A 20,228-nucleotide genomic window follows, 5' to 3' on the forward strand; every position below is an offset into this window, starting at 1 on the left:
CACAACCACACCATCCGGGCTGCGGACCACACGAACGAACGGGGAAGCCACGACCATGGAGACACTGCAGCCCGACGATCCAAGGGAGTTGGGCAGCTACCGGTTGCTGCGGCGACTCGGCGCGGGAGGCATGGGCCGGGTCTATCTCGCACGCTCGCCGGGTGGTCGTACGGTCGCGGTCAAGGTCGTACGCCAGGACCTGGCCGCCGACGTCGACTTCCGCCGCCGTTTCCAGCACGAGGTCGAGATAGCCCGTGCGGTCTCCGGCCGCTACACGGCCCCGGTCGTGGACGCGGCCCCGGACGCGGCACTGCCATGGCTCGCGACGTCGTACGTCCTCGGCCCCGACCTGACGGACTTGGTCGAGGCGCACGGAGCCCTCGCCGAGCACACGGTCCGCGCGTTGGGCGCAGGTCTCGCCGCCGCTCTCCAGGAAATCCACGCGGTCGGCCTGATCCACCGCGACCTCAAGCCGTCCAACGTCCTGCTGGCTGCTGACGGCCCTCGCGTCATCGACTTCGGCATCGCGCGGGCGGTGGACGGAAACCGTATGACACAGACGGGAGTTGTCGTCGGCTCGCCCGGCTACCTGCCACCCGAGCAGGCTTTGGGGCAGGACGTCGGCACCGCAGGGGACGTCTTCTCGCTCGGCGCCGTTCTCGCCTTCGCCGCGACCGGCCGCAACGCCTTCGGCGAAGGCGCTGCCTCGCACGCCGCCATGCTCTACCAAGTTGTTCACGGCGAACCGGACGTCACCGGCATACCGCAGTCCCTCCTCGGCCTGATACGCGCCTGCCTGCAGAAGGACCCGACGCAGCGCCCCGCTCCCGCGGAGATCGTGGCCGCGCTGGCGCCCGGCGGAGTCGAGAAGTTGCTGACGAACTGGCTGCCCTCGGCGGTCGCTTCGACCATCGCGACGCACGCGGCGGCCATCCTCGACCTGGAGGCACCGGAGACGCCGGAGGCGCAGCCGACTCCGGGGTTCGGGCGGCCACCGACGATGCTGGACGGAACGTCGACCGCGACGGGCACGCCCGGTACGGGCACGCCCATACCGGGATACGGGTACGGCACCCCGCCGTCCGGTAGCGCGCCGTACGCGACCGGCGGACCGCTCCCCGGCACTGTCCAGGTGGGCACCACCCTCCCGGACGCCGCCCCCGCCTCGTCCCGCCGCCGCTTCCTCGGCCTGGCGACGGCCGGTGTCGCGGGAGTCGTGGTCGCCGGTGGCGGTGCGGCCTGGTGGCTGACCCAGAACGACGCCGACGCCGACGACGGGGCGTCCAGGGCCGCCGACAACGGAGGAACGGCCGAGCCCGCAGCAGAGAAGTTCACGACACCGCCGGCAGGGACGGCCCCGCAGCCCCTGTGGCACAAGTCGGTCGCCGAGGACAGCATCAGTACCACCGAGAAGCTCCTGACCCACGACGGTCTGCTGCTGGTCAACGGCGACCCGCTGGTGGCGTACGACGTGAAGACCGGCAAGCAGCGCTGGTCCCGCAAGGACGTGCTGCCGTTCGGCGCTCCGCTGCTGCTCGCCGACGGCAAGCTGTTCATGGCCGACACCGACACGAGTGGGGTGCTCAAGGCCCTGGACGTGACGACGGGCAAGGAGGCCTGGCGCAGCCGCCTCGGCAAGGACCTGAAGGTCGAGAAGACGATCGCCGTTGATGCGAAGAACGTCTACGTCACGGTGACCGACTTCAGCGACTCCCGCAGCGTCACGGACTACCGCACGGGCGTCGCGGCCATCAGCCACGGCACGGGCAAGAAGGTCTGGCTCCAGAAGCGTGACTGGGGCACGAACGACTACGACGTCGAGGGCACCGCCTCCGGAAGGCAGCTCGTCTACGCGGACTCCAACTACAACCTCACCGTCCGTGACACGGCCACCGGCACCCAGATGTGGACCAGGAAGGTCGGCGACGACTGGACCTGGCGCCCCACGGTCGCCCCCGGCGCGGGCCTGGTCTTCCTCCCGGGCGACAACCTGACGGCAGTAGACGTCGAAACCGGAAAGCCCCGCTGGACCATCTCCCCGAACGGCCGCCGTGGCTTCGACAACCCGACGGTCATCGACGGTGTCCTCTACACCGCCGACCACGACGGCGGCGTATGGGCCATCGATGTCAAGACGGGCCGCAAGCTCTGGCTCTGCGAGGACCCGGGCGCCGACAGCGCCCCCACCCAGTTCCTGCGCGTCGGCGAGACCTTGTACGGGGCCTCCGGCATGGACGGGGGCGGGGTCTTCGCACTGGGGGCCAAGAGCGGCCGGGCGCGGTGGGTCTACAACGAGAACCGGGGTACGGGGGAGCCGTGGCAGGTTGCGGTCTCCGGGAACCGGCTGTTGGCTACGCATGGCTATGAGATTTATGCGCTGCCGGCAGTGTGAGGGTGCCAGGGACAGTTCTTGCCAGGTAGTTGGTCAGCGAACCCGAGCGATTGCGATCGTCATGTCTGCAGATTCGTCGTCAGTGTACGAAGTCCACTTCACCTGGACGCCTTTCCAACTCCTCAGCGGCGCGTGGAAGAAGCGACTTGTCGCGTTCCGCGTTGATGGGCATGGCGTGACCTTGGGTGGTGCACCCGCACGGTATGAGCGTCAGACCGCTCTCGTTCCCTGGGACGACATCGAAGCGGTGGTGCTGTGGCAGCAGGACACCGCCGCGTTGACGCCGATGCGCTACGTGGGCCTCCGCCGCAGAGCAGGTGCTCCTGTGCTTCCGGGACCCAACTCCGACCTGAGCCGGGACCAGACGGGCCGCTTGGCACCGCATGTCGATCACGACGTCTTTCTGGCCAGCAGGCACATCAATCTGTGGGCGCTCGACCGCGAGCGTCTGGCCGGGGCCCTGCGCGCGTTTGCTCCGGGCGTCCTGGTGGAGGAGACGACCAATCCGGCGAAAAATTAGAGGAAAAGGGAAAACTGTCATGATTCAGTGGATAGTGAATTCCTCCCCGATATGTGCACAGGCGCTGCACCAGGATGGTTGAGCACTGCGGGCTAGGCTCGGAGCGGCGCAATTTCAGATCATGACTTGCAGGAATCGAAGGGGAGGGGACACGTCCCGATGCGAGTGCGGGCGACCGTGGTCCGGGAAGGAGTCTCACCACAGGACGCGGTTATCAACGTTGACGACGGTACGACCGCGGCTGAAGTTGCTGCGGCGGTGGACCGGCTTCATGGACGGGGCGATCCGGTGTCGTTCTCGGCTCAGGGAGTGGTGACGCCTCTCCCTGGTCAGGCCCCTTCGTGGCAGCGGCCCGCCGCCGGTGCCGGGCTGTGGGTTGACGGGCGGCTCTGTGAACCAGAGGCACGGATCGGGAGTGCGCTGAGGGACGGAGTGCGCGTCACCACGGACTCCTCCGTTGGCCCGTTCATGGCCAGTGGCGAGCCCGTCGGCAGGTACGAGGTCACAGTCAGCGGGGGTGCCGGGGCAGGCCGGGTCGCCCGACTGTCCGCCGGGGTCAGCACGATTGGCTCCGCACCCACTGCCACGCTCTCCGTCGAGGACCCGTATCTGGCGCCGCTGGCCGCGAGGGTGACCGCCGATGTCAAGGGGCGGGTGGAGATAGCCCCCATCGACGGCGCCGAACTCGCCCTGGACGACGAGCCGGTGTCCGAAGTGCGGGAATGGCAGCCGGGCGTGCTGCTGAAGTCCGGCGAATCGCTGTTCAGCCTCTCCGCGGTCGGCGAACCCGACGCTCATCTCTCCCCCGCAGGAGCGGGCGGTCTGGCATACAACCGCCCTCCGCGCCTGACCTCGCCCAGGGCGAACCCGCGGTTGACCGTCCCCGCTCCGCCGAACAAGGACGAAGCACAGCGGTTCCAGCTCATTTCCGCAGTGCTCCCCCTCTTCTTCGGAGTGGGCATGTACTTCGTCACCAAGATGATCTACATGCTCCTGTTCTGCCTTCTTTCGCCCATCATGATCTTCGGCCAATGGGTCAGCGACAGGCGCCACGGCAAGAAGAAGTACCGAGCGGCAATGAAGGAGTACAGGAAGGCCAAGGCCGAGCACGAAACCGAGGTCGAGCGGCTGAGTGAGCTCGATCAGCGCCGCAGACGGGAGGCCTACCCGGATCCCGGACAACTCCTGTTGTTCGCCACCGGTCCGCGGCGGCGCCTATGGGAACGGCGCATCACCGACCCGGACGCGATGCATCTCAGGGTTGGTTTCAGTGATCTCCGTGCAGAGATCGACCTGGCCAACGCCCGCAACGCCAGCGCGGACGCGGAGGACCCGGCGCCTCCGGTGGTGACCAACGTGCCGCTGACACTGCCTTTCGCAGAGCTCGGAGTTGTCGGCATAGCGGGAGACCGGCCGCGGGCGGTAGCCAGTGCTCGGTGGATGGCTGCTCAGGCGGCAGTGCTTCACAGCCCACGCGACCTCTCCCTGGTGGTGCTGTCCTCGGCGACGGACGCGGCGCAGAACTGGAGTTGGGCGCAATGGCTGCCCCACACGAGTCCTCAGCAGGGCCAGAACTGCGTTGCCCTGATGGGCACCGACGCGGAGTCCATCTCGCGCCGGGTCACCGAGCTCCTCGCGGAACTCACCAGGCGTCAGGCAATCGCCAAGGAGAACGGCGGTCTGAATGCGCTCCGCCCCGACGCGCAGGTTCTGCTCATTCTTGATGGCGCCCGGTTGCTGCGCAGGGTGCCCGGTGTTCCTCAATTGCTTCAGGAGGGACCGGCTCACGGGATCTTCGCCCTCTGCGTGGACGAGGACGAACGGCTTCTGCCGGAAGAATGCCGCACCGCCATCTGCTGGACGCCGGAGTCGGCGAGCAGGGTTCACCTTCGAGGGTACGGATACGAGGCCGCGGGTGACGTACTGGCGGATCAGGTCTCCATCGCCTGGTGTGAACGAATGGCCCGCGCTCTCGCACCCGTGGTCGATGTGAGCCGTGACGACGCCGACAGCGCACTGCCAACGGCTGCTCGGCTGCTCGATCTCCTGGAGATGCCGAACCCGACCGGTGCCGACATCGCCTCGATCTGGCGGCGGGGCGGGGCGACGACAGCCGCTCCGATCGGACTGGCCGCTGATGGCCCGTTCGTCCTGGACATTCGACGCGACGGACCGCACGCACTGATCGCGGGCACAACCGGTGCGGGTAAGTCGGAGCTGCTGCAAACCATTATCGCCTCGCTGGCTGTGGGTAACACTCCGGATGCCCTCAACTTCGTACTCATTGACTACAAGGGCGGAAGCGCCTTCCAGGACTGCGCGCGGCTGCCGCACACCGTCGGAATGGTGAGTGACCTCGATGCTCATCTGACGGAGCGCGCACTCGCCTCGCTCGCCGCGGAGCTGAGGCGTCGCGAGGAGATCCTCTTCGAGGCCGAGACCAAGGACATCGAGGACTACAACGACGCCCGCAGGCTACGGTCCGACCTTGAGCCCATGCCACGGCTCATGCTGGTCATCGATGAGTTTGCCTCGCTGGTCGCGGAGCTTCCCGACTTCATCGCGGGCCTGGTGGACATCGCGAGGCGGGGTCGGTCGCTCGGCGTGCACCTCCTGCTCGCCACCCAACGCCCGGCAGGCGTGGTCAGCCAGGACATCCGGGCCAACACCAACCTTCGCATCGCGCTGCGCGTCACGAACGGCGAGGAGTCACGCGACGTCATCGATGCCCCCGACTCGGGCAACATCTCGAAGGCGACACCGGGCCGCTGCTACGTAAGGTCAGGAGCCCAGTCACTCATCGGTGTTCAGTCCGCGCGTATCGGTGGACGGCGGCCCGGCCACGACACGGCACCTCAGGTCACGTTGAACTTCCTCGATTGGGTGGCTTACGGGCATCCGCCGCCGAGAGCCGCGCAGACGGATGGCGACGACGGCACGATGGTCACGGACCTGGCGGTGTTGGTGGAGGCCATCAGCGCGGGGGCGCAACAACTCGGCTGCGTGAAACCTCGCAGTCCGTGGCTGCCGCCGATTCCCCCGCAGGTACTGACATCCGAGTTGCCCGCTCTGCCCGAGGCCGGCCCCGGTGCCGACACGGTCCGCCCCGTGGCCTTCGGGCTCACCGACCTGCCGGCCCAGCAGGCGCGCGCGCCGCTCGCGCTCGACCTGGCCGACGGGGAACACCTGATGATCGCGGGTGGTCCCCGTTCAGGGCGGTCGACCGCCCTGCGGACCGTCGCGGGAGCGCTCGCACAGAACTGCGCACCGAGCGACGTCCACATCTACGGGATCGACTGCGGAGCCAACGCGTTGCTCCCGCTGACCAGCCTCCCGCACTGCGGTGCGGTCGTGACCCGTGACCAGACGGCACGTGTCGACCGGCTGCTGGGACGGCTGCTCGACGAGGTCACACGACGGCAGATGTTCCTCGCGGAGAAGGGCCAGTCGAGCGCGGCCGAGCAGCGTGCCGCCGCGGAGCCCGAGGACCGCCTGCCGTGGATGGTCGTTCTGATCGACGGGTGGGACGCTTTCCGCCTGGCGTTCGAGAACTACGACTACGGGCGTCTCGTCGAAGCGGCGAAGCGGCTGTTCCGAGAGGGTGCAGCCGTCGGCGTCAAGGTGGTTCTCGCCACCGATCGAAGCGGCCTCATGGGAGAGATCGCCAGTTCCTTCGCCGAACGGCTCGTGCTGAGGCTCGCCGACCCACAGGACTATTCGTTCGCGGGGATCACACCGAAGGACGTACCCAAGGAGGTGCCGTCCGGCAGGGCCCTCAAGGGGACCGACGACGGGGTGCAGGAGAGCCAGATCGCGCTGCTCGCGGAGAACCCGAGTGGGCAGGCGCAGGTGGCGGCACTGCAGGAGATCGCCCGGGCGCAGACCTGGGCCCGTCCGGCCCCTCACCAGAGGCCTATTCGAGTCGACGTACTGCCGGCGCGGATCAAGGCCTCGGAGGCCATGGCGCTGCAGCCCGACTTCGTTCCGCCGTCGGACCTGTGGGCCCTCTTCGCGGCCGGTGGGGACGAACTGTCGCCGCTCGGCATGGACTTGGAGGAGGCAGGACCCGGCTTTGTCATCTCGGGTCCGCCGAAGTCGGGGCGTTCGAGCACCCTGGTGGTGGCGGCGATGTCACTGCTGCGCCGTGGCACCGAGGTCGTTCTGATCACGCCGCGGCGTTCACCCCTGCGAGACCTGGCCTCAGAGCCCGGTGTCCTCGGGACGCTCGACAGCGAGGGTTCGTCGGACGACCTCCAGGCGCTGACGGGCAGCGCGCGGGGGCCGTACGTCATCCTGGTGGACGACGCGGAGTTGATCTATGACACTCCGCTCGACGAGGCTCTTGAGGAGGAACTGCGCCGCGGCATGGATGGGGGCCTTGGCCTGATCATGGCTGGCGCGGTCGACACGTTGTCCTCGCAGTACCGCGGCTCCGTGGTGCAGGCGCGCCGTTCACGCAACGGCATGCTGCTGTCTCCGCAGGGCACGGCGGACGGCGAGATGTTCAACATCCGCGTCTCGTCGAACAGTGGGGGCGGACCGACCGGGCGGGGACTCTTCATCCGGAGCGGGGAAGCCATGCCGGCGCAGGCGGTGCTGCCGGACTAGCTGGACTGGAGACGTCTCCGTGGGAGACATGGCCAACGCATTCGGGCCGGGCAACCCACAGGTTGCCCGGCCCGAATGCGCGTGTTCGAAGTGAGGGTCGATTTCCCCCACATCAACGACTATTGACGATTGCTCAACTAGTCGTTGATGGTGTCGTTCGCCTGGGCGGCGTCGCTGGTCTCCTTGCGGGCATTCTCAAGAGACGTGACGAAGTTCTGCAGCTGCGGCTTCAGCTTGTCCCATTCCTCCCGGAATCGGTTGGCTCGGCCGCCCTTCCAGAACTCTTCACTGTGACTCGTGCCCGTCGAGATGGCACGGATCAGGTCGTCGAGGTTGCCGTGCTGAGTCTTGAAGGTGGTGGAAAGACTCCGGAGTCGTGTGGTATCTGCGCCCTTTAGCGTCATGACTGCCTCCCCGTGTATCGATAGCCAGACGAACCTTCCGTCCGCCGGGCCCGATGCTATCGCAATGGGTGGAGCCGCGTCATCGGCTCAAGGCTCCTTGCTTGCGGTACTGGAAGCTCCCTATTCTTGGTTCCCGAACGACGGCAAATCTTTCCGAACAGCAACTTGATGTCGCACTGGAGGCGCAAGTGGGGGAACCGAGCGAGCAGCCGAAGGTCGATAACCCCTATCGAACCCAGCTTGAGGCACTGAAGAGGAATCTCGTAGACGAGGTCAAAGAGCTCAAAAAATGCCTGAAGACTGCATCTCAGGATGTTGGGGACAAAAAGAAGTCCTGGGTCGGCAAGACGGCCAACAAGTGGCACGACGAAATCGAAGGCAACCGCGGCCGCATGATCAGAGAGATCGACAAGCTCATCCCGGCGGTACAGAAGAGGATCGACGCCCTGCCCGAGAAGGTGTCGCCCTCCGAGGCGAAGATGATGCGGATGGATTTGCGTTGACGACGTCAGGTGTCCATGGGTGAAGTCGCCACACATGGGACCTGCGCAAGATCCATAGAATGGTCACACTGGGCACGTAAGCGTGCCAGGCATCGTGAAGTGCTCATGCTGGACTAAATGGGGGAGATTTTCATGATGGGCGAAGGGGACGGGTTCTCCGGTATTGATCCGGATCACCTGGCCGGGACGATCCAATCACTCCAGAAGGACCAGGAGAAGCTGAAGTCCAGCGCGACATGGATCAAGTCGAGCTTCGAGCGGTACGGCGTCGAAACGGAACCGCTGACCGAGTTGCTTGCCATCGCCGGCTGGTCCGAGAACCAGCTCCCTATGCTCAGGCGCCGACATCACCTCTCCATTGCCGAGGACGAGAAGTACGGCCACGGCTACAAAGGGATGGTGCGGATCAAGGAGAGCATGGTCGGCCAGACGAAGCAGTCGCAGGCCAATGGCAAGAAGCTGGGAGACGAGTTCAAAAAGAAGCTTGAAAACGGGGAGGAAATCACCCCCGAAATGTTCGCGGACCTACGTGCGAACGACGCGGACGCCGACTATGTGAAGTCGTTCTACGACGTGCTCGGGTCGCGAAATCTGCTGTGGATGTCTCAGGAAATGGGCGACCGCAACAGTGATGCCTATAAGGATGATGCGGATCAGCGGGAAAAGGATCGCAAAACAATCGCCGACACCTTCGGTACGTACACGAAGGTAGCCTTCGAGGGTAAAACGCCCAAGGAGAAGCAGCAAGCATGGAACAAATGGTTCGACGGCTCTGCGATTGACGAACACTTTGGATTCCGGCCGGACCACCTGACTCCGCTCCTCCGAGGTGGATCGCATGACAAGGACTTCCTTGTGGCGTTCGGCGATCGTGTGTTCAGCAAGGACATGAAGACCAACGAGACCCAATTCCTCGGGAACAGCGGAATCGGTGAGGGGGAGTGGGCGAAGGATGGTTACGAGCAGCTGTTCGACGCCATCTCGCGGAACCCTGAGGCTTCCGGTGAGTGGATGGATCACAATGCGGGCGGCGTTCAATCGATGCTGTACACCACTGGCCCCTGGAAGGTCGATGAACCAAAAGAGCGTGGAGTGGCCTTCCTGAATATCTTGCACGCTGGAAGTGTGACACTGAGGAAGGACAACCCGTCCTTGGCGGAAAAGAATGCTGCGCGCCTGATCTACGAAAATTATCAGCACAGCAAGGGCGATCTGAAGGACGTACATCCGGTCGACGGTACGTCCGCTCTTTATACCAGCATCATGACCGCTTACTGGAAAGATGTTGAGCACAGCGTGACATCACCTGTGAGTAATGACCTGTGGAGTGGCGGCAAAGAATGGACTGACAAGTCTTACTTTGCCGGCCAGGACAGAAAGCGTCCAGGGCTGGAGATTTCCCAGGAAATGTGGGGAGCGATTACGGTAGAAGCTGGTCGCGACCCCAAGGGAGCTGGAATTATTGGAGCACTTTTCCAGGGTTACAATCAGAAGATGATCGCGCAAGAGAATGACATCAATCCGGATCGGACGGGTGATTCTGTGCGATACATCTCGGCTCAGAAGGGGATGATGCAGCGCTTCTATTACGAGAATATGCGCACTGTTGCCGATCAACTGGGCGCCGAGCGCGACAAGTGGGTCGCGGACACCAACGCATTCCGCGATGGCCTTATTGATCAGGTAACAGGTGTCGCCATGGGCGCTACCGGCGGAGCGGGGATGGCGGGCGCCAAGGGTGCTGCAATCGGGGCTGCTTACGGAATGGGGTCAGGTATTCTCACGGGTTGGATCAAGAAGGGGGTCCATGTCGACGCATCCGATGCGCCGGCCAAGCTTCGGTATCAGATCAGTGGAGTGAAGAAAGCGACCATCGACACGAGCTGGCAGACCTCGTACCAGGATCAGGCGAACGATCTCCTCCGTGAGAAGAACGGAGGGTTCGACGCGCGGTATATCCCGGAAGTTGAGGTGTGGAAGGTCGATGGAAGTCATGAGACGTACACAGGAAACCCGAAAGAATACATCAAGGGAGACTCGTCGCGAAACTTCCTGACGAAGGATGGAATCGTGATGGAGCCGGAAAAGATGTCGCCCACGCAGCGCACAGCGTACGGCGAATGGCTTCGTGACCCTGCCGTGGTCCAGAAGGTTTACACACCCTTCTCCGACGGCCGGAATGCTTGGGACTGGCCCGGCCAAAACAACTAGGAGGATTTGGTGCGGCGTAGTGCAGATCGGAGGCAGTGTGTCTGAGCAGTATGCAAGAAATTCTGAGGGAATAGTTTCATCCGCTGGCCGAAAGGTTGTCGCGATGACTTCCATTGCTGCGGTGTTGCTGGGTGCGGCGGCATGCGGGGATGATGGAGAGGCTGCGGGGAATAAACCGCTGAGTCAGTCGGAACTCTCCCGTTCGATGCTGACGCAAGGAGACATGCCAGGATACAAGTTCTTCGACGAATCGCGTGCCAAGAAGGATCGGTCGGCGCGGGCAGCCACCAAATCCTGCCAGCCCATTGTCGCGTTTGCTATGGCTCCCGAAGTTTCAGCCTATGACAATCGCTTGGCTCGGCAGAGCATCACCAAGGGTGAGAAGCCGGATGCGAGCTATCAGCTTACTTTGACAAGCATCGAGTCGGAGTCGGTGGCTGAGGAAGCTCTGAAGGACCTTGAGAGCGCTGTCTCCGCCTGCGGCTCGGAATTTGACGTCACGATTTTCGGGGAGGAGGAAAAAATCCGCCGAATCACGGCCGACAAGACCACGTCCGGCAACGGTGAAATTGGTTTTTCGCTCGAATATCAGAGAGGTATAAAGATTCGTTATGTCGTGATGCGGCAGGGGGCGACCCTGGCCAGAATTTCTGCTGCACATCAGTCTATGAGTGAGTTCGTTGCCGTGCCGCAGCAAATTATCGATAAGCAGATTCAAAAGCTGGAAAAGGCCGCAAAATGACTTTGTGACCATTTTGCATGTCATTTGATTTGGAATGCGGTGCCTGTGGAGCTCAGTGTAGTGGTGGATTTATCGCCCTTGTGGCGAGCCAGGAGTTGAATCTCTCCTTGCCATTCACCCTTGCGCAAGTCTCCTGTTTCCTTGATTCGGAAGGTCAGGCGCTCGCTGCCGTCGCGCGCCAGGGGAATATTGGTAACGAGCAGCGCGTCGTCCTCCAGATTCTCGCTATCGGATGTGGCAGTGGGCTCGGAGGAGGGATTTTTCAGGTCTTTCCAGCCATCCGCTGTTTTCCATTGGGCGGATAGAGCAGAGGTGGACTCGTCTGCTTTGCAGTCTCCTTCTACTTCTTCGCACAGGAAGGCCAGGACCTGGATCTTCGGGTAGTCCACTGCGGAGCGGTTGTTCACCGAGAATTCGTACTCGGACCAACCTCCCCTTCGCTGTATATACTCGGATCCTGATTCTTCTTTGACCTGAAAATTGGTCAATGGCGCTGATCCGCGAGCGACGGCCAGTGACTTTTTTGCATTGCTCATCTTGGCGGTAATGTCAATTGCCTGGCCGCTGGCCGTAGGGCGCATACCAGGAGTCAAACGCAGTTTCAGCGTGCTGCTTCCTGAGGGCAGTACTGTCTGAAAGGTGCCGCTCAGGGTTTCTTCGCCTGCGGTGGTTTTGGGTGAGACTCGGAGATCCTTCCAGGAAGAGGATCTCAGTTCTTGGTATTCGACAGCGACGTCACCTTTGGGCGCGTGCTTCAAGCTGAAGGAAAGGTTGACGTCGACGTTTTTTTGTTTTGAGTCGTTATTTTCCACTTCGACGGCCAGTGACCCCGGTTCGCCCATCACATAGTCGGACGAGCTCTGAATTTTCATCCATACAGGACTTGTGGAAGATTCACCCCCAGCGTGCGGCTTCTCGCTTGTGCAAGCAGCGAGAGCTGCGATCGACATTGTCGCGACAATCACTCGGGTGCGTCGCATCTCGTTCCCGATCTCTTCGATGATGTGAACGCCAAGAGCGTTGGCGATCCTTGGTCAGCTCTTCCGACGTACGATACGTAGTCCTACTGCGTCCTGTTGCTCCACATCGCTGTCCGTTGCCAGATGGATAGGCACGAACACGACCGTCCAGTAGAAGCCGAAAAGCCAGCGGCCGATGAGGTGGAAGAGGCCGGGGCGCCCGCTGTCGGAGACGCGGACCACACGTAGACCCGCAATCAGCTTTCCCAGGCTGGCTCGGGTCGCCAGCGTGAGCAGGACGTGGTTCACGAAGGACAGGCCCAGGGCCGTGCCGAGCGCCGCACCCCACACCGCGGCGGACTGCGGTCGGAGTTCGACCACTCCATCGACCACCTTCACGCCGGCCGCGGCTCCGGCGGCGAGGCCGCACACCAGGGCGGTGAGCGCGTCGATTGTCGCCGCGGTGATCCGGCGGGCCTGAGTGGGGGCCGGATCGCGAGTGGGGGTGCGTTGCTGGTTGGCCACGGCGCTAGTTCCCTGCCCCGGTCTTCTTCTTGTCCGCCTCTTCCTGCTCCACGCGCTTGAGCGCTCTGTCTATCGCGGCGCGTGCGTTGGCCACGGCGTCAGTGATCTGCTTCTTGTGACCGGACCATTCACTGCGGAACCGCTCGCTCTTGGGGCCCGTCCAGGTGGCAGTGCCGCAGAGGTTCTGGACGCTGTCGACGGAGCGCTCAAGTTCGTCCGCGTACTTCTTGAGGAGACGTACGTCCTCTCGGCAATCGCTCTCGCGGGTCATGTTTCCTTCCTCAGCTCGGGGTGACCGGGGGAACCGGGGTGATCAGCTTGGTGATCATCTGACGCAGCGACGTCTTGCTGACGAGGCGCGCCTCAATGCCGGTCTCAGCGTTCGGCTTCTCGACGTACACCGTCCACAGGACCTTGTCGGTGGCGTACGTCGTCAGGAGGGGGCCCGGGGCGTCGGCGAGGAGCACCGTCTGGCCGACCACGAGTGCGTTGTTGATGGCCTCGCCGAGGGCGCGGCCGACGTTGTCTTCGCTGATCTGCTCGGGAGTGATCTGCTGGACGCGGCCGTCCTTGTCGGCGACCTCGAAGGGGTCGATGAAGAGCTGCACCATGTCCGCCGCGTCCTTGGCGGAGCTAGCGAGGGTGAACATGTGCAGGCCGCCGCTGGTCACACGCTCCAGGAGGTAGAGGTCCTCGGCGTGTATGTAGACCAGCATGTGCGTGACGCCGCTCGACGTGTGCTGTTCAACAGCCAGTGCGCGGGCGGCAGTTCGCCGCAGGGTCAGAGCCAGGCTCACCTCAGGGGTGATGCGCATGTCGAGGTCCACGCCTGAAGGGACGGAACCGGGGTCCGTGCCGTCGCCGGAGGCCGCGTCGCCGGACTGGGAGCTCGCGGACGCCGCTCGCAGCACGGCGTCGAGTTCGTCGATGTTGGCGACCTCCACCGCCTCACGCGAGACGAGGGACCGTAGCGCCGTGGCATAGACCCATTCGCGCTCCTGGCCGGAGAGCTCACTGATCCGTGGAGTGGGGGCGACACATTCGGTCAACGAGTCGGGATCGAGAATGGCGATCTCTTCATCGGTGAGCCTCAGGAGGGGTTGCGTTCCTCCTTCGGAGAGCGCCTCGGCCAGGATTCCGCGGAACTCCTGGAGGTCCATGTCGATTTCAGGGCTTTTCATGACGGTTAGTCCGATGCTCGCTTACCAGAAGCTGTACTTGCGGATGGCGTTGGGGACTAGGTTGGTGACGGCACTCTTGGCTCCGTCGACGATCTCGGCACCCTTGTCCTTGATGTCGTTGCCCCATTCCTTCGTGGCCTTCCAGGCCTGCTTGGCGCCATCCTTGATGTCGTCCCCCCACTTGTCCCAGGCCCAACTGCCCAGGAAGTAGGCCCCGGCCACGCCAAGGGCGACCCAGCCTACGACGGGGACCGCGGCGGCCACGGCGGCGGATGCTCCAAGGGCTGTGGCCATGCCCGCGCCGCCCAACACGGCCACGGCACCTGCGGCCTGGACGCCTCCCATGCCCCGGTCTGCCCACCCCTGAGCGCCTTCGTGAGTGGGGAGGAACATCTCCTTGACGCCGCTCACAATGGCCAGCGGAAGAAAGACGCGCGTGGCGAGAAAGCCAGTCCCGGGCGCCTTGGAGAAGAGCTTCGCGGCGAAGGGGATCTTGAGGCGCATGGCGGTGCTCCGGACCGCCTGTTGCCACTTCCAGGGCTCCTTGTACCAGTTGCGGATCCTCTGGTCCTTGAGGAGCTCCTGCAGGAGTTCGCCCCGCTTTGCGGTGGTGCGCGCAGCCGGTGAACCGAAGTACTTGTTGAGTTCCCATACGGCACGTGCGCCTGCAACGTTCTGCCCCTGGGCCCACCTCTGGTAGAGGTGCATCGAAGCTTCAATAGCAGTGGGGATCTTGAGGACCTTGAAGGGTGTCTTGATGTCCTTGAGGGTGCCTTCTTTGAACTCTTTCCACGTCTCCAGAGCGCCGGCGAGACCGGCGAAGGTGAGAACCGCCTCGGGGTCGTCCATGGACAGTCCCAGGCGACGACGGATGTCCTTGGCTTCGTTCTGCGCCCAGGATGCCTTCTTTGGGAAGTCGGAGACACCTTCCGCTTTTGTGTCCCATTTAGCGAGGATGTTGCCGATCAAGCCGCCTTGGATGGTGAGTGTTCCTCCCAAGACATCGACAGCGGCAGCCAGTTTCGGCGCCTGGACATCGTCAATTCCTTTGAAGCCCACTTCTTTGCTTCTTTCCTTTCGCGTTTTGGTCTATTGTTCTGGCGTTACCTGGAATGGGAGAAATCGCCCTCCAGTTTTGCGATGGCCCCAGTGAGAGGCAAAGGTGCGCAAATGCTGGCGACGCAGGATCAGGGCTACCGTTCCAGCGATGAGGAACAGAGTCAGCGCTGCGGTGCCCAGGGTGGGAGGGTATATCTGAGCAGGGTGGCGGCTCCTCGGCTGGTGCCCTCACCTTGGTCCGCAGCCAGGGGGGTCATCGGTTGACGGACTGGATCTCCTGGACAGTGACGGCCTGGTCGTTGCCGAAGGTGCCGTCGGGGAGGTCTCCGCCGGCGCCGCCGGTTCCGGTCCAGGTGATGTCCCAGGTGATAGTTGCTTGGAGCTTGTACGTTCCGTCGCCGGAGGAGCGGAGGTACTTGAGGCCGCAGGGCGGCGTCTCGTCTGCCTTGCCCTTGGCGTACGGCTGGCCGATCGAACCGTTGTTGTTGATCTGGCATTCGCCGGAGGCGGGGTACGTCTCGGCGTCCGCCGTTCCCGGTTCGAGCTTGAGGGAGACGGGCGTTGCTGTGGTCGTGGCTTGGATATTGAGACCTGGTGTGTTGAGGGACGCTGTCACCGAGACGGGCTTGAACGCGCTGTTGTCCAGCCAAGCCCATGTGGGGAGGTTGACCTTGGTCGTGCCGTCAGGTGCCAGTGTGACCTCGGTGCCGGGAACTTTGATCTGCTCGTAGGCGAGACCAGCAAGGATTTCCGGCGTTATGGCCGTCTCGACATCGGGTGCTTCGCCGTTCTCGACCCAGAAAGGCAGCTGCGAGTTACAGGCGGTCCGGTCGAGGATGGGAGCGTTCGGGTTCTCGACAGCCCCCCACCACATGCCCTCGCCCTGCTTGTCGAGGTTGTAGTTCTTGTACTCGCCGTCCTTGTAGATCTGCCGGAATTCGTACGAGCCCCGTCTGGCGTGTGCGGGCTGGTTGGGATCGCCTGAGATCTCCTCGTACCCGTCCTCTGTTTCCTTGGCGAACTGCTTCGCCGTCCACAGAGGGGCATGCCAACAAGCGGGCGGCGTCCAGTTGCTACCGCTGACGGTGACAGGTCCGACAGAAGATCCGGAGCCGTTCTTCGAGGTGTCGTATGAGATCGCCGTTGCCTTGGCGTAGAGATCGTCGCCCTTGAGACCGCTGTCCGTGCTCGTGTCCGTGGAGCTCTTGTCCGTCGGACCGGCGGCGAACGCGTTCTGCGCGGGTGCCAGGAGCAGAGCGGTCACGACACAGACAATGGGGAGAGCCGTTCGCTTCACGCCTTGCATTGTGTCGCCTCCTTCTGCACCTCGATGGCCTCGGCTGTCCAGAGGCCCTTGGCTTCCTTGGACGTGGTCATGACGATCTCGAAGAAGTAGTAGTCCTTGTCGCTCGGCTTGGTCTTCAGCACCTTCTTGGACTTGATCTCCCTGCCGTAGAACTTCGAGTCGTCATCGCAGAAGGAGACCGATGCGCGGTTGCCGCCGCTTGCGAGAGTGACCTTGGCGTCGCTGTAGCGCTGCGTGCCCGTGACAGTCCATCCACCGTTGATGTACTGCTGGATCTGCTTCTTCGCGTACGCCTGGGCGTTGCCGCGGGGGTCCGAGTAGAACTTGTACGCCGTGTCTTCCGCGTTCTGCTTGACGATGCCGTGGTTGATGGAGCGGACGAAGTTCTCGGCGTCGTTGAGCGCGGCGGCTTCCTTGGCGTCGGAAGGCTCGGTGCGGTCGAACGCCATCTCGAAATCCGAAGGGAACGTCATCTTCGGACGACCGATGGTGTCCGTCTCGGCCGACGCGGTTGGCGACGCCGACTTCTTGGTATCACCGGTGTCGGCCCCCGCGATCTTGTCGTTGTCGCTGGACTTGTCGTCCCCGCTGCCGCAGGCCGACAGCAGCAGGGCTGCGGTCGCGGCGAGCGCGGCAGCAACGGGCAAAGAGCGGCGCTTCACAGTGATCTCCCCGTGAGACAAAAGTGCAGTCAAGGGCTACGACGGTATCCGTGGGGCGATCGGTTTCGCTACAGCGAACTTCCTTGCATGGCTGGGCGAATGAGGGTGAATCGGGACAAGCGGTCTACCCTGAGGCCTGATCGTGTCTGGGTGCACAGCGGCCCCGAACGCTCGGCGGGCGTTCGAGGCCGGGAGGGGCGTGACGGGTGTCGGATCAGGCCTCCTGAGCTGTGCCCCGCTCTCGCGTCCGGCAGCCCGGGCATCCACACGGCGGGTACGCCGATGATCGCGGGAGTGGGTCGCCTCGGCCGGCGGCCCGGACTTCGACACTGCCCCGGGCCTCGGTCACGGCGCCGTCCGCGTCGACGGTGTAGACGCGGAGGGTGAGACGAGAGTGGCGGCGTGGAGTGGTCTCCGGGAGTTCCAGTACGTCGGCCATGGGCGGGTAGTGGTCGGCGCACTCGGAGCATGCGTACACGTTGAAGCCGGGGCCCGTTGCTGCGTGCACCTCATGAACGAGTACCGGGTGGCTCGTCGTGCGGTGGCAGCGGGCGCACATCCGTACGGCGGGGCGCGTCATCGGGCGGCCACCGGGACGCCGTGGATGCGGTCCGGGCCGACGTCGATGCCGACCGTGGCGAGATAGAGGGTGCGGCGGCGTTCGCGTTGGCGGCGGTGCTCGGCGGCGCCCAGGACGTAGGGGCGTACGAGACGGGATGCGTTGCCGTCGAGGATCTCGGTGAAGCGGGGCGGTGGGACCGGGGTGAACCGGAGGGGCGGGATCACTCCGAGGCGGTGGCGGCCTCGGGGGCGCGGGGTGCAGATGCTCAGCATCCAGGCGAGGCAGCGGACGGTAAGGTCCAGCATGTTGGCGCTCCTGTTTGAGTGTTTAGCGTCGGCCATGCCCCGGGACGGTTGCCTCCGTTGCCGGGGTCTTTTGACGTACAAGGCACGTTACAGGGTGCACATGGGAGGTGTATAGCGGTTTGCTGTGCTCCAAGGAGCCGTGGAGTTCCCTGCTGTCGTACGTTGTTCGATATGACACCAGAGTCAGGGCAGTCGCCGATCGACCCGACGAAGATTGCCTACGTCTATATGCAGATGGCGGACCACATCGCGGCCCGCATCGCTTCCGGGGAGCTCCGGCCCGGCGCCCGGCTACCGGGGGAGCGTGACCTGGCCGAGGAGTACGGGGTCGCGCACCTGACCGCTCGCCGCGCCACCCGCGAACTCCGCGAACGCGGACTCGTCGTCACGCTCCCCGCGAAGGGCACCTTCGTCGCGTACCCCGAGGCCGATGAGCCCGACGAGCCCTCGGGCGCCGACCAGGACGCGTAGCCCCTCCCTGACGACTTGGTTCGCCGTGTGTGGTGTCACACCGGCTGGACGTGGACATCGATCGGGTTGAGCACGGCCAGGACGATTGGCAGGTTTGGGACGGCGGAGCCCCGGATTGTCCCCCGGCCCGTGGCCCAAACTCTCCAAACGTCTCGTCATGGCCGCCGCCGATCGCGGTTGCGTCGGACGACTAGGGTGTGCGTTCGGGAATTCGCCGGGGAGTGCAGTGCAGAGGAGCACGGCGGTAAGTCGGCGCATCGGGCATGGGGGAGCAGACCAACGTGGGGACGTACGAGGTTCCGTCGGCCGGGCAGGCGGAGGGGGAGGGCGAGCGCCCGGTCAACGGCGCGGCACCCACCTCGCGACGCACGCTCAACAGCCTGAAGTGGGCCCTGGCGATTCCGGTGCTGGGCGTTGTCGCCGGGTTCCTCGGCCAGTACCCCTACGGCATGTGGGTCGGGGTCATCATCACGCTGGGTGTGGCCGCCGCCGCTGCCATCATCGCGGGCGGTGTCTGGCACCGGGCAGGTGCCGCTACGCTCGCGTCCGTCGCCGCGCTGGCGCTGCCCTTCTTCGCGGGGCCCGGGCTGTACGAGCTGTACGCGAAGCAGGTCGGCGAGCGGGTCCACGCCGTCGTGGCCGACACCGGGGAACGACGGGGAGTGAAGCGGACCACCGAGCTGTCCGTCTGCCGAGTCGTCGATACGTCGGGGACCGTGCAGAACCTGTCCGAACAGCAGAACTGCTATGGCCAGTTCAAGCCGGGGCAGCACGTCATCCTGTTCGAGGATCCGCTGGGCGCCCTCGATCCGTGGATCGAGGCCCTTCCCGGCGATCGGACCGCCGATCCCCTCACCCTCGGGATCACGACCGGGCTCTTTCTAGTGGCCGGCTCGGCCCTCCTCCACGCCGGGCGGCGGCGACGGTCCGAGACCGACATGGTGAAGCGGAGCCTCAAGCGCCGGCTTTCCTGAGGCCGGGTGCCCGCCTGGGAGAGACAGAGGCAACGTCCCTCATGGGGCGGGAAGATGAGGAACGGCTGGTCGACCTCGCTTGTGGATTGGCGCTCTCGGGTGGGTCCGATGCCGGCCCTATGCTCCTCACGTGCGTAACACGGACGCGAATGACCGCGAAAGTATCGGCGGAACTGCCATCCGCAGCCCGAAGAACAAGGCCGTGAGCCGAGGGGTGTCGGTGCTGGCCACCTTGGCGGTGGTGCTGCTCGGCTGGGCGATCGCCGCAGCCAACACCGGTATCGCTTATGTCGCGTTGGGTATGGACTTCATCCCGATCATGACCGGCGTCGTCCTGTGCTTGGTCTTCTTGATCGCCCTGGCCTTGCTCCACCGCGCATGGTGGCTCGCCGTGCTCTCCGTGGGACCGGCGCTGTTCGTCCTCGTGGGCTCGGTCCAGTACGCTCCCGAGGCCGCACTGGATCGCCGTGGGGTCCACGAGACCGTCGTGATCACCAAGGACTCGGCTGACACCACAGGGGGCAAGGACCACCGGTACACCCTTCTCGGCAAGGACGGTGAGCTCGACGAGACCCTGGAGTACCGGGGAAGCCATCCCGACTACCGGGTGGGCGACCGCATCGAGGTGGCCTACGACCCGGAAGGCGTCGTACCGCTGGAGGATGCCGCCGAGGTCGATCCGGACGGTCGGCTCGGCGGCCTTGTCATGGGTGTCGTCGGATGGACGGGCATGGCCTTGCTGGCCGGCTGGCGCGGGCATGTGCGGCGGCGGAAGAACCGCCATTCCCTGTTGGACCAGGTCATCTGAGCCGGGCCCTGACATCCGAGGGTGGCCGGGCAGGCA

General features: G+C 64.4%; 18 protein-coding genes. 9 read left to right on the forward strand and 9 right to left on the reverse strand.

The window, feature by feature from the left end; all coding sequences use genetic code 11:
* The first annotated feature begins 55 nt into the window (after nt 1-55).
* The 3 genes from OHA11_RS27210 (at nt 56) to OHA11_RS27220 (ending at nt 7,520) form a co-directional block, all read left to right on the forward strand.
* Nucleotides 56-2,392 carry a serine/threonine-protein kinase gene (locus OHA11_RS27210; protein ID WP_266500726.1) on the forward strand — a complete coding sequence of 779 codons (2,337 nt, stop codon included), beginning with the start codon at nt 56-58 and terminating at the stop codon, nt 2,390-2,392.
* A 61-nt stretch (nt 2,393-2,453) separates the two neighbouring features.
* Nucleotides 2,454-2,912, forward strand: coding sequence for a hypothetical protein (locus tag OHA11_RS27215; RefSeq protein ID WP_266500729.1), 459 nt, complete (start codon nt 2,454-2,456; stop codon nt 2,910-2,912).
* A 159-nt stretch (nt 2,913-3,071) separates the two neighbouring features.
* Nucleotides 3,072-7,520, forward strand: coding sequence for an FtsK/SpoIIIE domain-containing protein (locus OHA11_RS27220; RefSeq protein ID WP_266500730.1), 4,449 nt, complete (start codon nt 3,072-3,074; stop codon nt 7,518-7,520).
* Nucleotides 7,521-7,657: 137 nt separating this feature from the next.
* Here the strand turns inward: OHA11_RS27220 and OHA11_RS27225 are convergent, their stop codons facing one another.
* A complete protein-coding gene (locus OHA11_RS27225; protein WP_107020882.1) occupies nt 7,658-7,924 on the reverse strand; it encodes a WXG100 family type VII secretion target in 267 nt (88 codons plus the stop codon).
* Nucleotides 7,925-8,025: 101 nt separating this feature from the next.
* Between OHA11_RS27225 and OHA11_RS27230 the strand changes: the two genes are divergently transcribed.
* The 3 genes from OHA11_RS27230 to OHA11_RS27240 all read left to right on the forward strand — a co-directional run bounded on the left by OHA11_RS27230 (nt 8,026) and on the right by OHA11_RS27240 (nt 11,380).
* Nucleotides 8,026-8,427, forward strand: coding sequence for a hypothetical protein (locus OHA11_RS27230; RefSeq protein WP_266500732.1), 402 nt, complete (start codon nt 8,026-8,028; stop codon nt 8,425-8,427).
* A gap of 117 nt (nt 8,428-8,544) precedes the next feature.
* Entirely contained in the window at nt 8,545-10,638 is a 2,094-nt protein-coding gene (locus tag OHA11_RS27235; protein WP_266500734.1) for a hypothetical protein, read from the forward strand.
* A 103-nt stretch (nt 10,639-10,741) separates the two neighbouring features.
* On the forward strand, nt 10,742-11,380 hold the full coding sequence (locus OHA11_RS27240) for a hypothetical protein (protein ID WP_266500736.1): 639 nt from the start codon (nt 10,742-10,744) through the stop codon (nt 11,378-11,380).
* 20 nt (nt 11,381-11,400) lie between these two features.
* Here OHA11_RS27240 and OHA11_RS27245 read toward each other — a convergent pair whose 3' ends face one another.
* The 8 genes from OHA11_RS27245 to OHA11_RS27280 all read right to left on the reverse strand — a co-directional run bounded on the left by OHA11_RS27245 (nt 11,401) and on the right by OHA11_RS27280 (nt 17,939).
* On the reverse strand, nt 11,401-12,252 hold the full coding sequence (locus tag OHA11_RS27245; protein ID WP_266500737.1) for a hypothetical protein: 852 nt from the start codon (nt 12,250-12,252) through the stop codon (nt 11,401-11,403).
* A gap of 162 nt (nt 12,253-12,414) precedes the next feature.
* Nucleotides 12,415-12,864, reverse strand: coding sequence for an RDD family protein (locus OHA11_RS27250; protein ID WP_266500739.1), 450 nt, complete (start codon nt 12,862-12,864; stop codon nt 12,415-12,417).
* 4 nt (nt 12,865-12,868) lie between these two features.
* Nucleotides 12,869-13,135 carry a hypothetical protein gene (locus OHA11_RS27255; RefSeq protein WP_266500741.1) on the reverse strand — a complete coding sequence of 89 codons (267 nt, stop codon included), beginning with the start codon at nt 13,133-13,135 and terminating at the stop codon, nt 12,869-12,871.
* Between the two features lie 10 nt (nt 13,136-13,145).
* Nucleotides 13,146-14,045, reverse strand: a complete 900-nt coding sequence (locus OHA11_RS27260) for a hypothetical protein (RefSeq protein WP_266500743.1) — start codon at nt 14,043-14,045, stop codon at nt 13,146-13,148.
* Nucleotides 14,046-14,066: 21 nt separating this feature from the next.
* Complete coding sequence (locus OHA11_RS27265) at nt 14,067-15,104, reverse strand: hypothetical protein (protein ID WP_266500745.1); 1,038 nt, start codon at nt 15,102-15,104, stop codon at nt 14,067-14,069.
* Between the two features lie 253 nt (nt 15,105-15,357).
* A complete protein-coding gene (locus OHA11_RS27270) occupies nt 15,358-16,368 on the reverse strand; it encodes a hypothetical protein (RefSeq protein WP_266500747.1) in 1,011 nt (336 codons plus the stop codon).
* A 29-nt stretch (nt 16,369-16,397) separates the two neighbouring features.
* Nucleotides 16,398-17,072 (reverse strand): hypothetical protein, encoded by a 675-nt coding sequence (locus OHA11_RS27275; protein WP_266500748.1) that lies wholly within the window; start codon nt 17,070-17,072, stop codon nt 16,398-16,400.
* Between the two features lie 576 nt (nt 17,073-17,648).
* Nucleotides 17,649-17,939, reverse strand: coding sequence for a hypothetical protein (locus tag OHA11_RS27280; RefSeq protein WP_266500749.1), 291 nt, complete (start codon nt 17,937-17,939; stop codon nt 17,649-17,651).
* Nucleotides 17,940-18,110: 171 nt separating this feature from the next.
* Here OHA11_RS27280 and OHA11_RS27285 point away from each other — a divergent pair, with 171 nt between their 5' ends.
* From OHA11_RS27285 to OHA11_RS27295, 3 genes are all read left to right on the forward strand, one after another.
* Entirely contained in the window at nt 18,111-18,410 is a 300-nt protein-coding gene (locus OHA11_RS27285; protein WP_266500750.1) for a winged helix-turn-helix domain-containing protein, read from the forward strand.
* 263 nt (nt 18,411-18,673) lie between these two features.
* Complete coding sequence (locus OHA11_RS27290; protein WP_266500751.1) at nt 18,674-19,384, forward strand: hypothetical protein; 711 nt, start codon at nt 18,674-18,676, stop codon at nt 19,382-19,384.
* Between the two features lie 130 nt (nt 19,385-19,514).
* Complete coding sequence (locus OHA11_RS27295; protein WP_266500752.1) at nt 19,515-20,192, forward strand: hypothetical protein; 678 nt, start codon at nt 19,515-19,517, stop codon at nt 20,190-20,192.
* Nucleotides 20,193-20,228: the final 36 nt, after the last annotated feature.

Source organism: Streptomyces sp. NBC_00878, assembly GCF_026341515.1.
In the GTDB taxonomy this organism is placed as follows: Bacteria; Actinomycetota; Actinomycetes; order Streptomycetales; family Streptomycetaceae; genus Streptomyces.